The sequence below is a fragment of the Mesorhizobium sp. M0768 genome (genome assembly GCF_040320195.1).
Classification (GTDB): Bacteria; Pseudomonadota; Alphaproteobacteria; order Rhizobiales; family Rhizobiaceae; genus Mesorhizobium.
Genome location: NZ_JAMYPD010000025.1, coordinates 51676 through 65129, shown reverse-complemented (window position 1 = coordinate 65129; position 13454 = coordinate 51676). Strand labels below are relative to the sequence as shown.

Annotated in this window: 9 protein-coding genes; 4 read left to right on the top strand and 5 right to left on the bottom strand. The window is 59.3% G+C overall.

Translation table 11 applies throughout. The annotated features are described in order from the left end of the window. Nucleotides 1-37: 37 nt before the first annotated feature. The 4 genes from NKI08_RS25955 to NKI08_RS25940 all read right to left on the bottom strand — a co-directional run bounded on the left by NKI08_RS25955 (nt 38) and on the right by NKI08_RS25940 (nt 3980). Entirely contained in the window at nt 38-388 is a 351-nt protein-coding gene (locus tag NKI08_RS25955; protein ID WP_352773278.1) for a hypothetical protein, read from the bottom strand. 457 nt (nt 389-845) lie between these two features. After that, nucleotides 846-1037 carry a hypothetical protein gene (locus NKI08_RS25950; RefSeq protein ID WP_352773223.1) on the bottom strand — a complete coding sequence of 64 codons (192 nt, stop codon included), beginning with the start codon at nt 1035-1037 and terminating at the stop codon, nt 846-848. Between the two features lie 345 nt (nt 1038-1382). Next, the gene (locus NKI08_RS25945) at nt 1383-2162 is read right to left on the bottom strand and encodes a 4'-phosphopantetheinyl transferase family protein (protein ID WP_352773220.1); all 780 of its coding nucleotides are present in this window, start codon (nt 2160-2162) and stop codon (nt 1383-1385) included. A 1137-nt stretch (nt 2163-3299) separates the two neighbouring features. Continuing rightward, complete coding sequence (locus NKI08_RS25940; RefSeq protein ID WP_352773270.1) at nt 3300-3980, bottom strand: OmpW/AlkL family protein; 681 nt, start codon at nt 3978-3980, stop codon at nt 3300-3302. Nucleotides 3981-5067: 1087 nt separating this feature from the next. Between NKI08_RS25940 and NKI08_RS25935 the strand changes: the two genes are divergently transcribed. From NKI08_RS25935 to NKI08_RS25920, 4 genes are all read left to right on the top strand, one after another. Then, entirely contained in the window at nt 5068-5598 is a 531-nt protein-coding gene (locus NKI08_RS25935) for an iron-sulfur cluster assembly accessory protein (RefSeq protein WP_352773217.1), read from the top strand. 290 nt (nt 5599-5888) lie between these two features. Further along, nucleotides 5889-7151 carry a lysine N(6)-hydroxylase/L-ornithine N(5)-oxygenase family protein gene (locus NKI08_RS25930; RefSeq protein WP_352773214.1) on the top strand — a complete coding sequence of 421 codons (1263 nt, stop codon included), beginning with the start codon at nt 5889-5891 and terminating at the stop codon, nt 7149-7151. A 506-nt stretch (nt 7152-7657) separates the two neighbouring features. Further along, nucleotides 7658-8437, top strand: coding sequence for a phytanoyl-CoA dioxygenase family protein (locus NKI08_RS25925; protein WP_352773211.1), 780 nt, complete (start codon nt 7658-7660; stop codon nt 8435-8437). 335 nt (nt 8438-8772) lie between these two features. Further along, nucleotides 8773-10776: a class I tRNA ligase family protein gene (locus tag NKI08_RS25920; RefSeq protein WP_352773268.1), complete on the top strand. Its 2004-nt coding sequence runs from the start codon at nt 8773-8775 to the stop codon at nt 10774-10776. Nucleotides 10777-11608: 832 nt separating this feature from the next. Here the strand turns inward: NKI08_RS25920 and NKI08_RS25915 are convergent. Then, nucleotides 11609-13066: an NAD-dependent succinate-semialdehyde dehydrogenase gene (locus NKI08_RS25915; RefSeq protein ID WP_502899670.1), complete on the bottom strand. Its 1458-nt coding sequence runs from the start codon at nt 13064-13066 to the stop codon at nt 11609-11611. Nucleotides 13067-13454 lie beyond the last annotated feature (388 nt).

The window sequence follows — 13454 nt, the reverse complement described above, 5'->3', positions numbered from 1 at the left end:
GGCCCCAGTGGGGCAGGACCGACTTGCCGTACCCGCCTTAGGCGGTGAGGTGAACCGGGGCATCCCCGTTCCCGTTCGCCGGATCGACCTGCGTATAGGGGATCATCTCACCATCGGTCGAGACTGCCTCGTGGCGAGTGACCATCAGCCCGGATGCGTCGAAATTCTCCCGGTTGCGCTTCAGGATTACTGGAGCGCCAAGAAGCGGCGCGGCATTGAGGTCTAATAGGAGAAGCTTCGGCGGCGTGATCGGGGCGTGAGCCGAAACGAGCACCTCTCCATTGGTCTCGAGACGTTCCGCATCGAGTGACCAGAGGTGAACGGTCCCTTCGGCGGGCACGGTGTCCAGCGCTCGGCGCGTCCATTCCTGGCGGTCGGGGGTGAACATCTCGAAGCGCGGATCGAGGTTGACGAGGTAGGAGATAATAAGCTTCCCGTTATTCCAGAAGAATGACTGCAGGGAGCGCCTGTCGCCTGGTTCAAAGAGGGTGGCAAAACTGCGCTCGCCGGCGATGAAGGAGGAAAGCAGATGCCGATCAGCGCATCCGCGGGGTGGGGCACCAACCGGGAAATCGTTTCAGAACAACCGATCACAGCGCTGGGTCTCATGTCCGACATCGTCGATGATCTGACAATGAGAGCAACTGTAGGGCCGCCAAGGCGCCAGATGGCGCACAACCACCGGATTATATGGCGCCGATTTCCGCGGACCAGTCGAGCTGCCAACTCGAGGAATGACTCGAGTTCAAGTTGTGGGGGCCGGCCGTTGATGCGCGACGAAAACTTTGAACCGAAGCCCCGCAAATGCGCGTCACCCGCGGCCGGAAATACCTCGATCGCTGCCGTCAGCCAATCTTGCTCGTGGTTGGGAAAGTCGCGGCAAAGGAACCTTCCATGGCACCGGGATCGGGCGCGGTGCCGGCGTCTGCAGCGAGCTTGCGTCGCGTGACCGCTTCGCCTCCTTCCAGCCGCGCCTCGTCATCAAGTCCCGTGTCGTCAAGCTGGATGGAAACGGACTTCAGTCGGCGCGCGCTCATCTGCGCTATATCCAGCGCGCTGGCATTCGATAGCAAGCCCGTGGGAACTCTATGATCCGGAGGATGGCACCACCAGGGACCATCAGTTCAGCTTCATCTTTTCGGCCGAGGGACGGTGACCGATACCAGGATCTGGGCGTTTCGAGCCGAGGCCGGTCGCGACAGCCTCGTCCGCCCGGGCAAGGAAATGTTCGAGCAAGTGGAGTGTGTGCCTGAGCAGCGCAAGGCGCTGACGACGCGCATAGTTTGCAAAAGCTGACGCCTCACGAGCGCGCGACGAGGATCCGCCGGACGAAACCTGCTGTGAAAGGGCAGACCGCTATATTTTACATGGGGCTCGGGTAATCAGGCTAGCCTCCGTAACCGATGCACGGCTAGCCAAGTCAATACCCAGTCGGCGGTGGTATTATAGCGGATGTCATAGGATTCGCCCGCAGGTAATTCCCTGCAAAGGGTTTGTGTTAGGTGCAGCCGCAAGCATCCGTTCGCAGGGGGCGTCCGTAGTTCAGCACAGTCGAACCCAAAAAAGCGCCGCACCACCGGGTAGAGTCCTTTGAAAAGTGTCTCCTTTGCCGAAAAGAGCAGCGTTGCCAGCCGATCTGGAGGGAGCGCCGTCTGTCGTGCAATCAAGGCACGTTCACGCTGGTTAGCCGTCATGCTCAGGATCGATTCCAGCGCGTGGCCGCTGGCTATTGCCTCGATGTCGACACCGGCTTGCCAGCCTGGATCGCCTTTGGCGAAACAGGCGCAATGCCCCCGCGCATGGGTGATTGAACCAACTGAGCCTTTTGGCCAGACTGGGGCGCGGTCGGGACCGATGGGAATCTCAGTAGTAAGTTGGCCCAGCGCCTGCAACGCCGCGTCCGCCATCGCGCGACCGGCCAGAAATTCGGCACGGCGTAACGGAAGTGCCGTGCACAAGCTGGGAGGGAAGGCCAAGGCGAGCTTATGAAACAGATCTTCCGTGTAGCACTCGAAATCGAACCGGCCATGCACAAGAACCGCATCGACATATCCCGTGTCGTGCAAGGTCACGTCTTTAAGAAATCCAAGCGAACGGGCAGAAAGAGCAATAAGGTGCCTGACGGCTGAGGCGCGCATGCTGGAGGCCGCGCTCACCGCCACACGGCCCGGCCTAGACCCCATAGCCGTAGACAAACGCAAGGTTCTCCTTCGGCTCGGGAAAGCTCAGTTTTCGCGGTGGCGACCGCATGTTCGGCGAGCGTGATCATGGATGATTTCTCCTCAGTCTGTGCCGCAGCGCGTTTGGGGATAGCCCGAGCATGGGTCGTGCCAACTAGGAAATCCTTTCAGAACAGTGCGATCATTCCGATAGCACTGAATCGTCCGACATCGTCGAAGATCCGACACCGAGTCTAACCGTGACCGCCTGTCGGTTCACTGTGCGAACTCGGTGTGCGCCGCGGAAAACTCAACTCACCGCGAACCGGTCGAGTTGCATCCGAGGAATCACTCGATTTCAAGGTGGGCCGACCGTTGATGTGCGACGACGACTTTGAACCGAAGCCCCTGAAACATGCGCGCCACCCGCGGCCGCAGATACTTGGATCGGGCGCTGCCGTCAGTCAAACTTGCTCGTAAGAGGGCGGTGAGAAAGTCGCGGCACAAGCAACCTTCCATGCATCTGGATTTGGCCCGGCGCTGGCATGTCCGAGTGCGTGCGGCCGCCGTTGCGGTCGTGTCGTTCTCGTTGATAATGGGTACGGCTCCAACTTTGAGAAGTCGTTGAAAGGTAAACCGCATTGAGGCGGCGATGCTGATCATCTATATCTTCGCGGTTCAATATTATTTGCCAAAGGCTAAAAATATGCCGTTTAAAACTCTGTTCATAGGCACGTATGATTTGAACATGACCGATAGCGGCGGCCGTTTGTTTCTCCTCAACCCGAAGAGATCTGTCCAGAGGGTGAAGTGACTTGAGCCATACGTGACGATGATCACCTGCTGCCCGCGTGCGAAAAATCGGACCACATCGTCTATTAGTGCCTCAAGCCAAGAACCGCGTAATTCTCCGGTTTCTGGATCGCCGATCAGTGCTGAGCCAATCTCCAATATCAGTCGGGGAGCCGAAACCAATCGGATCGAGCTTGTTGGTGCTGCCGCTGAGTGTTGCTGCATTGGAACTGAAGACACGTCTCTCCAATCTCACCTGTCCTGAGCGTCACGGCCTTCGAGGGTATAAGGGCGCACGAGGCGCCCTTGATTTCAGATCGGCTGTCAGCAAGCCGCGTCGCCTTGGTATCAGAAACGGTAGGTGACACCTGCGCCTATCAACCAGGGATCGAGCTCCGCCTTCCCTGTCCGCTTCGAGCCGTCGACCGTGACGTCGAAGTCTGGCTTGAGGAAAAGCTTCTTCACATCGAAGTTGACGCCCCAATGGTGATCCACCATGTAGTCGAATCCGACCTGCAGCGCGGTGCCGAACGTGTTCTTAACCTTGAGAGCATCGGCGCTGCCGGCATCCTGGTTATAGAATATCGTGTAGTTCACGCCGGCGCCGACATAGGGCTTGAAAGCGCCGAGATCGGTAAAATGATACTGCAATGTGAGCGTAGGCGGCAGCAGCCAAACCTTGCCGATCTTGCCAAGCCCGCCGATCGTTCCTTGGCCGTCTATGTTGGCGTAGGTGGTGCCGAGTATGAGCTCCGTGGCGATGTTGTCCGTGAAGAAATAGGAGATATCGAGTTCCGGCGTCACTGTGTTTGAATAAGAAAGATCGGAGCCGGGCACTGCATTGACGTAGCCCGAATCCTCAGTGACGACCCCCAACGCACGCAGGCGGATCTGCCAAGGGCTTGGCGCTTCCGTGACCGAGGCTCCTGCCTGCAGGACGCTCGCCGCTTGCGCAAGGTCCGCCGCGACGGCCTGCTGTCCCATCCCGATGAGGACGACGGCCGCTGTTACTCCCCGCGCCGCGCGCATTTGGTTTCTCGCCATGATACTCTCTCCTTGCTCTTCAGAAATGTGGACTGAACTACGAAAAGTCTTGCTCGATTTGCTTGGGATTGCCGCGGCGCTCATGCGCAGTTTGCGTGAGACCGCGCACACATTATTTGCGCCGTGCTCGCAATCATCGACCTTGTACTCACTCAGAAGTAAGCGGGATAACCAAAGGCCTGCAGCTTTGCGGCCGTCTTACCCGCGTCGCCCGGGTGGACGCACGCCCGCTTCGTGGTGGAGAGCAGAATCGGCGGATAGCGGCAAGGGTGGTCCCGGCGCCACAGTGCGCGCGGAGTTCCGGCATCTTGCCAGAACTTGTGGAGGCACTGACCGTGGCGCTGTCGGCTCGGAAAGGCCGAGTTTTCGCGGCTGCGACCGCATGTTCGGCGAGCTTGATCATGGCATGATTTCTCCTCAGTCCTTGCCGCAGCGCGTTTGCGGATAGCCTTGCACGTGTCGTGCCAAACGAGAAAATCTTTTCACAACAATGATATGGCTCTGATTGCGGTGTATCTCATGTCCGACTTTGTCGGAGACCCGACAACGAGTGCAGCCGTGACCGCCTGATAGAACCTCCTGTGCGAGCTCGGTGGGCACTGCGGAATAAGCAGTGAAGCTCACCGCGAAACTAGTCGAGCTTCGGACCGACATCGGCGACGGGGCGGTCGACGATCACTACGTCGCCGGTGTCGGGCGCGGCACAGCCTGAGGACTCCGCGGCGGCGATCATCGAATAACTGCGTTTACGATGGCTCCATCCTGGCCCACCGGTGGGCGCCCAAAAGACTGCTTTGCGGCCTCATCCCTCCGCCTGTCGCAGGGACCGAATGGCGCACGTGCTTTTGGAACCGGCAGAGTGGTCATAACGCAATTGTCTTCCGGCTGTCTTTACAGAGATTCGACAATCCAGTTGGTGAAGGTCCCATATCGCGCAATTATTGATGCGCTTAGGTCTGGGCATGCGCCCATCCGCAACCATCTGATCAAGAGCATCGATCCGACACCAACATAGAGAATTGCTTCCCCAAGAGAGAGGCCTCGCGGCGGACATGAGATTGCGTCACTCTTCATGATCGCGGCCTCCGAGGATGTCGGGATCGAGCCAGTGCAACGGCACGATAGGGCGAAGATCTGGCAGCTCTTGCAACTGCCGACCGCGATGGACAAGGCATATCGCGATCTGTCCGGCAGAGACACAAGTTCTGCACTGTCCGTTCGTGAAGACTTCGTGCTGGTCTCCATAAGAGAAGTATTCTGGTGCAGAAGGCGCCCGAGTAGCTATTCGGAAAAAGGCGACATCGACGTGCAAATCGAGCGCCGCCGTGAGGCGTCCCCCTCAATGTCGGATTTCCGACAGGATCGCAAATCCGGTAACCCATTGTTTAATAAAATTTTCCTTCTCTGGCACGGCCCATGCATGGGGTTTTGCGAACGCATCAGCGAGACGTCCTCCATGATCATGCGCATCGAAAATGCCGTCGCCGCAGTGAAAACCGCGCTCTCGCCTGCCATAAAGCCGAAAGGCCGGCGCGTCATGGTCGAGGCGGGCGATTGCGCCGGCTTCAAACACCTTAATGGGCCTGGAAAGCGTCTCGCGTGACGGCGACGCGGGCATCCAGACGGGCGGAAAGGACATAGTCGTTGCCCCACGTCGCCGGCATGACCCGTCGATTGTCACCGCGCTGGAATGCTCGGGTCTGCATTCGACGACCCGAACGCGCTGGACAAATTCTCGCAAACCCGGTCGGGACCGGAGCTCGAAAGCGTCCGCGAGGGGGCCCAATGGCTACGGCCGATATTCGCCGCGAACAAGCCGCCTAGTGGGAACACTCTATAGGAGGAAAGCAAGTGGAGTTATCTTGCGTTGGGGTCGGTGCTGGGCCGTCTAATTTGAGCCTTGCGTGTCAGATACACGAGCAAGTTGGGCAAGGGGCACTGTTCCTGGATCGGCAGGTCGACTTCCGCTGGCATCCAGGCATCGCATTCGATTCCTCGGAGCTCCAGGTCAGCCACTTCAAGGATCTGGTCACGCTCGTGAATCCGCGATCAGCCTACACTTTCGTAAACTTCCTGCACGAGAACGGGCGTCTGTATCACTTCCTGAACGCACAGTTCGAAGCCGTGCTCAGAGTTGAGTTCGAGCAATACCTGAACTGGGTCTTCCACAGGAACCCACTTGTGCGTGGCGGCGAGACCGTGCACGAAATCCGCTTTGACGGCGCGTTTCGGGTGCGGACGGATGAGGCGGTTCTCGGCGCCAGAAACGTCGTGGTCGGCATTGGCAAGCAGGCGCAAATTCCGCCTCAGTTTCAGGGCTGGACTGGACGCAACCTGTTCCACTCATCTGTTTTACTGCACATCCATCCCGAGGTGCGGAGAAAGCATGTCTGCGTGGTCGGCGGAGGCCAGTCTGGAGCCGAGGTGATGTTGCAACTTGTCGGCCTGCCGAAAGAACGGCGGCCTGCCTCGATCACTTGGGTCTCGCAGCGCGAAAACTATCTGCCTCTGGACAATAGCCCGTTCACAAACGAGTTGTTCATGCCCTGCTTTTCGGATCGTTTCGCGGCGATGAGCGAGTCGCAGCGTAAGCTGCTCCTGCGGCGTTTCGTGCTTGCCTCGGACGGCATTTCGGAAAGCACGCTACGCGCGATCTATCAGGCGCTGTACCGCCACGCATTTTTCGAGCCAAACCGATCCGACATCACACTGCGGCCGGGCTGCACCGTCTCGCACTGCATCAACGCCGGCGCGGGTCACAGGCTGACCCTGCAGCACGGCATGGTCAAGGTCCAAGAAGTCACGGCTGACATCGTCATCCTGGCCACCGGTTACGAGAACGCGGTGCCAGACTTCTTGGAACCCATCGCGCACCGGCTGGAGCAGATCGACAATGAATTAGCTATTCGCGAGGATTTTTCGGTGAGCTGGGACGGACCGCGTGACAGACGCATCTTCGTACAAAACGCGAGCCTCGGGCAGCGCGGCCTGGCCGATCCGAACCTAAGCCTGCTGGCCTGGCGCGCGCGCCGCATCCTCGATAGCCTTCTTGGGCGCGCGCCATGCGCGAACCCCGAGCATCCTGGCTTCATCAGCCATACCTCGATCGAGAGCTGGCCCGCCCCCGCAGCCGAAGAAATGGGCAGCGGGATATGACTCGTAGACTTTTGATCATCGGCGGTGGCATCCTAGGAATGATGTCCGCCTCCGCTGCGGCGAAGGCCGGAGGCTTCTCCGAAATCATCGTGACCGAACAAGCCCTTGGACCAAGCGGCGCATCGCATTATTCTGGGGGCGTGCACTTCCGCTACGGTTGTCAAGACCGTACCAGGTCGCTCACTCGAAAGAGCGCCGTGGTCTTGGCGGCCATGGCTGGGTCGGCGGTCAGCGGATGGTGCCGGCCTTTAGCAATGCGTGTCCTGGCTGGACCGGGTGAAGCGATTGATCCGGCCCAGTTTACGGAACCCCTGGACCCGGCTGAGCCTGACATAGGCAGTCTCGCGCCGAGCTTCTGCGGACAATATCCGCCGGAGCGGAACGCACTTAGCATAGCCGTCCCACATGACGTGAGTCCGTCTCCGTGGACCCGCAACTTGACCAGCGCCCGACTGCCCTAATTGGGATGTCCGACCAACCAGTCTTTCCAACAGGAGGCTTTTCGCATGTTGACTGATGCACAAAGAGAAAAGTGGCAGAAAGACGGATACGTCAGGCTCGAAAGGTTCTTCGCTCCAGCGGATCAGGAAGATATCTCTACTTTTGTCGAAGATATGTCACGGTGGGATGTCAGCGATGATAAATGGCTCATGTGGTTCGAGAAGACAACGGACAGTCGAAAGATCATCTCCAAGATCGAGAATTTTCTCGACTTCCATGATCCATTGCGTCGTTTGCTCTTGCAAGATCAGCGTATAAAATCAGCGGTCGAGGATTTGCTTGGCGAAGAGTCGCGCAGGCTCAAGGAGTTGCTGATTTTCCACTACCCCGACAGCGGCGGCTATCTCCCACATCAGGACATTTATCACATTCCACACAAACTCCCCGACCGGATGGTCCATGCGGTGGTTGCCATAGGCATCGACGACTCCGACCCGGAAAACGGCGGGCTTTTCTTCAGCCCCGGCAACCACAAGAAGGGGGTGTTTCCCATGGATGCCGGTGGGGTGATCGATCCTCAAGTCGCCGAAATGTTCTCCTGGGAACCCGTAGTATGGAAGGCTGGCGACATCTTCATCTTCGACGATTACGCACCGCACTACTCACGACCGAACAAAAGCAATCGTTCGCGGCGGACACTCTACTTGGTGTTCCAGCGTGCTTCAACCGGTGGACCGACCCGCGCTGAATATAACGTGCTTAAGCGCGCCCTTAACCCGCCCGAGGGCAAAGTGGCCGATCTCGACAAACTCAAGCCCCCAAATGGCATTTTATATCGCGATTGAGCTCACGCAGCCAGGCGGAGGCATGCACACGAAACTGATCGACCGCTCAAAAATGCGCGGAGAGTATGGCGTTCTGATTTGCGGGCTCGCGGAGCATTGACCGCAGCCCGTTACGACGCTTCGGCACGTGGATTGTGGAGGTGGTCGCAGGGCGGTCTTTTGTGACGCCTACAGCCCGACTGGCGCCCCCCTCGTCGCCCGCCTGGCGGCCCAGAGCTGCATTATCCTGGCCGGGGCCGCCAACGGGTCGGGCTACCGTTTCTCTCCACAAATTCCACGGGAGGCTGTCGCGTTGGCAGCCGAAGATCCCACTGCTTCAACAGCTTAGGTTCGTCATGCGCAAATACAGGTTTTCTCGAACGGAGCTGTCGCGGGCGTTCGGTATCGACATGGCCACGCTTGGAACGGGAAGCGCTCGCACGGGGTTTTCATTCGGAAAGGTTGGACCCGGCGTCACATCCGAGCCCCATCGGCACGACGAAATCGAGGCCTTCGTGGTCCTGTCTGGCGCGGGCAAGGTCAGGACCGACCTTGGGGAAATCTCGGTCGAGGCGGGCGATGTCGTTCTGTTCCACCCTTTTGAAGCGCATGTGCTGCGCAACGACGGAAACGAAGACCTAGATTTCGTCGATGTCTACTGGCGAGACGGCGAGGCCGCCCTTGATGCCGCTGCAAAGACCACGGCTCCACGCGGGCCGATCTTCGTCTTCTCCACGCCGCCAACGCCAAATGGCGATCTGCATCTGGGGCATCTTTCTGGCCCCTATTTCGGCGCCGACGTCTATACTCGTTTCCTACGCATGAAAGGAGTCGAAGCATATCACCTCACTGGAAGCGATGACAACCAGAGCTACGTCACGACACGCGCCGATGCCGATCAATCGACGCCTGCAAACGTGGCGCACTACTACGCCGACGAGATTCGCGCCACGCTTGCACTTTTCGATTGTGAGGTCCACAGCTTCCAACTCACGACGGGCGATGACGGTTATTGCGAGTTTCAAGCCGCGTGTTTCCGCAGTCTTCTGAGCAGCACGGCGGTAGGTCTGCGCCAGAGCCCTGCGCTTTTCGATGCTGTGACAGGCCACTATCTTTACGAGCCGGATGTTAGCGGCCTCTGCCCCGATTGCGGCGGCTCCGCCGATGGCAACATCTGCGAGGAATGCGGCGCCCCAAACCTTTGCCACGACTTGGGTGCAGCCCGGTCACGGCAGTCTGCCGAGGCGCCGCTGGTCGGCTCCGTCCGCCGCCCGGAACTTGCCTTGGACCGATGCTACGACAATATCGACCGGCATCTAAGGGCGTCGGGCGTCCCGCTACGGATCTTAGATCTCTTCGCGCGCCTACGCCGACGCGGCAACTTTTCAGTGCCCATTACCCACCCGTCGGACTGGGGCCTGCCGGCCGAAGGGTTCCCGGGGCAAGTGATCTGGGTCTGGCCGGAAATGGCCTTCGGTTTTCTTTACAACATCCAGGCGCTCGGCCGCTTGCTGGGTCGCGACTGGAAGGCGGAGATGCCCGGCAACGACTGGCAGATTGTCCATTTCTTCGGCTTCGACAATTCGTTCTACCACGCGCTACTCTACCCCGCTCTTTACGCCGAGGTCTTCTCCCACTGGACGCCACGCATCCACTATCACGTCAACGAGTTCTACCTGCTCGACGGCAAGAAGTTCTCAACCAGCTGCCGCCATGCGGTCTGGGGCAAGGAGGTTCTGAGCCCAAAGACAGTCGACGTCGTGCGCCTCCATTTGGGCCTGACGCGCCCGGAAGGTGAGCGGACGGATTTCACGCTGGACGCGCTGCGCCGCACCGAGAACGAGGTGTTCCAAGGGATTTGGCTGAACTGGCTTGATGCGTTGAACCAGGAAATCAAGCAGGCTTTTGGCGGCCGTGTACCCGATGCAGGCGACTGGAGCCCGGCCGACCGCGCCTTCTTTGCTCGGATAGAGATCTATCGCGCGGCGATGGAACGCGCCTATTCGGACGAAGGCTTCTCGGTCCGGCGCGCGGCCGCTCAGGTCTGCGATTTCGTGCGCGATTGCGTGATCTACCGTCGGGCGCAAGACTATGCGGCGGCGCGACGTTTCTATCCCGCCCGCAATCGGACTTCGCTAGCCCTTCAGACGACGGCCGCTGCGATCCTGGCGCCGACACTCGCTCCGCTGATGCCCCGATTCGCCAGAACGCTGGCGCGAGGCATCGATGGCGTCTCAACCGAAACATGGCCCCGGTCCGTCCAGCGCCTTGCGCCCGGGACGCGTTTTGATCTCGGACCCGTGTTGGTGTTCTACGCCAAATCCGGCAATGCTCATCTCGATGAGGAGGAAGCACTATGAGCCCAAAGGTGCACCAGTGAGCTATCCCAATCTCGACCAGATCTGCGCGGTAATCAAAGCCGATGATGCCAAATATCTTTACTCGCTGTCACTGGCGACCGAAGCCGCTATCAGACGGCAGAGACCAGATTGGCGGACCTGAACCAACGCATCATCGACACCCTGGCCCGCGCCTTCGAGGACCGCGCGGCCGATCGCTTCCCAGCCCTTGCTGTTTCGTGCCGCAAATGCCCTGTGGGCTCGACTGCGCTGACCAACCTCTTCGGCATCGCGGGATTTCCGTCCTCCAGACGGTCAAGACTGTCATGCGGTTCGAGGCGCTTGGTCAACCTGGCGCGCCCTGGATCGTGCGCCGATCACCGGAAATGTCGAATGCGAATGCCTGCCTGATGGTATCTTCGATTCTGTCCGAGCCTGTACTGGCGCGGCAGTCGGCCGAAGAACAACTGAGCTACTGACAATCGGAAGGTAGCAGGTTCAAAATTCTGCCCCACAAACCGGATATTGCGCACAACCAGCGTTCGCGATCGCGATGGTGCACAAGCTTCCAACCAGACCCGCGCAAAGACAGCCCGTCGCCTGAAGATGGTCGGCGAGGGCCGCCAAATCCCTCCGCAAGCGTATCCTCCGTCACATGCACGCCGTCTTCGCCGTCAATGCACACGCTTGTCTCGTCGAGAGATAAGTCCAGCCAGGGTGCTCCTTCAGGATTGCGTGTTTGCTCGGGTACGGAGCCGCCCCTCAGTTCCCAATCGAGGAGCGATCCTACAATTCACATATTTGGAGATCGCTCGCTAGGTTACCCGGTCTGTGAACCCTGCAAGCCGAAAATTCAGATGCCGCCCATGCAGAGATATTTCATTTCGAGGTAGTCCTCGAGGCCATGGCGGGATCCCTCCCGCCCGATGCCGGACTGTTTTATCCCACCGAACGGCGCCGCTTCTGAAGACATCCGGCCGGTATTTACCCCGACCATTCCATATTCCAAGGCCTCGGCCACACGCCAGACACGCTTCAGGTTGGAGGCATAAAAGTAGGCCGCGAGGCCGTAGATCGTGTCGTTGGCCTCACGCACGACCTGATCCGCATCTTTGAAGCGAATAATCGGTGCCAGCGGCCCGAATGTCTCTTCTTGCGCGACGGTCATCTCGCTGGAGACACCGGTCAGGACTGTCGGTTGGAAAAACGTGCCATTCGTGCCGATGCGTTTGCCCCCGCATCGAATTGCGCCGCCTTTGGCGACGGCATCGGCAATATGGGATTCGATCTTGGCCAAAGCGTGCTTGTCGATGAGCGGTCCGATGTCCACTCCGGGAGCGAAACCGTCACCAACTTGAAGTTGGCGAGCCTGTTGCACGAATTTCTCGACGAACTCGTCGTGAACGCCCGACTGGACGTAAAGGCGGTTCGCCGAAACGCAGGTCTGGCCGGCATTGCGGAACTTCGCCTGGATCGCACCGTCAACCGCGGGATCGATATCGGCATCATCGAAGACGATGAAAGGTGCATTGCCGCCGAGCTCAAGGCTGACTTTTTTGATCTGGTCCGAGCACTGGCGCATGAGAAGGCGCCCGATCTCAGTCGACCCGGTGAAGCTGATCTTGCGGACCTTGGGATTGGTACAAAGTTCGCGGCCGACCGCGTCACCTTCGGACGCATAGATCAGGTTGACGACGCCTTCGGGAAAGCCAGCCTGATGGGCGAGGGCGAACATTGCTCCCGCCACGAGCGGCGTATGTTCAGCGGGCTTGAGGACGATCGTGCAGCCCGCCGCCAAGGCTGGCGAGATTTTGCGCGCCACCATCGAGGCCGGGAAATTCCATGGCGTTATCATGCCAACAACTCCGATGGGCTGCTTGATTATGAGCATTCGGCGGTCCATCGATGGTGCGGAGATCGTCTCGCCATAGACGCGATTGGCCTCCTCGGCGTACCATTGCAGATACGCCGCAGCATGCGATATCTCCGACTTGGCTTCGGCAAGCGGCTTGCCCATCTCCGCGGTGAGAATCGCGGCGAGATCGTCGGCGTGGTCGATGATCAACTGATGCCATCGCCATAGAACGTCGCTGCGCTCACGTGCGGTCAACCCTGCCCTTCCAGGCTGCGCGACATAGGCCTTCTCGATCGCAGCGCATGTCTCCTCGACACCCATGTCGGGTAGTTCTGCCAGCACTTCGCCAGTCGACGGGTTGAGGACCTCGAATGTCCGCTCGCTGATCCGCGTGCCAAGTGCCGGCAGGCGATCAATGGGTCCAAACAGGTCGGGGGATCTCAGGTGACGGATCATCGGCAGGCACAGGGGCAATACCGGATTCCTCCTCAACGCAGCAGGTATATATAGCAGGTGCGGTGTGTACTCCGCGACGTCCGGGTTCCTTATAGGGCCTCGGCCAGACAGCTGGTAGACCACGGTACCCGACTGGAAGGGAGAATACCTGAATACGCTAGAAGATGCCTCGCGGTTCTACCAGTCGAACGATTGAACAACGGACATCGGCTCGCCAGCGGCGCGGAGTGGATGCTGGTGGCCTGCGCCTACAATCTGCGGACCACGAATCGGCGACTCTATCCACTCGAAGAGAGGCTGGCCTGAGGAGGAGCGCACCCCAATAATGACGCCTGAACCGGCAAATGCCTGGCAAGGCCCGCGAAAACCGCTCCTCGCGGCTTTAAAC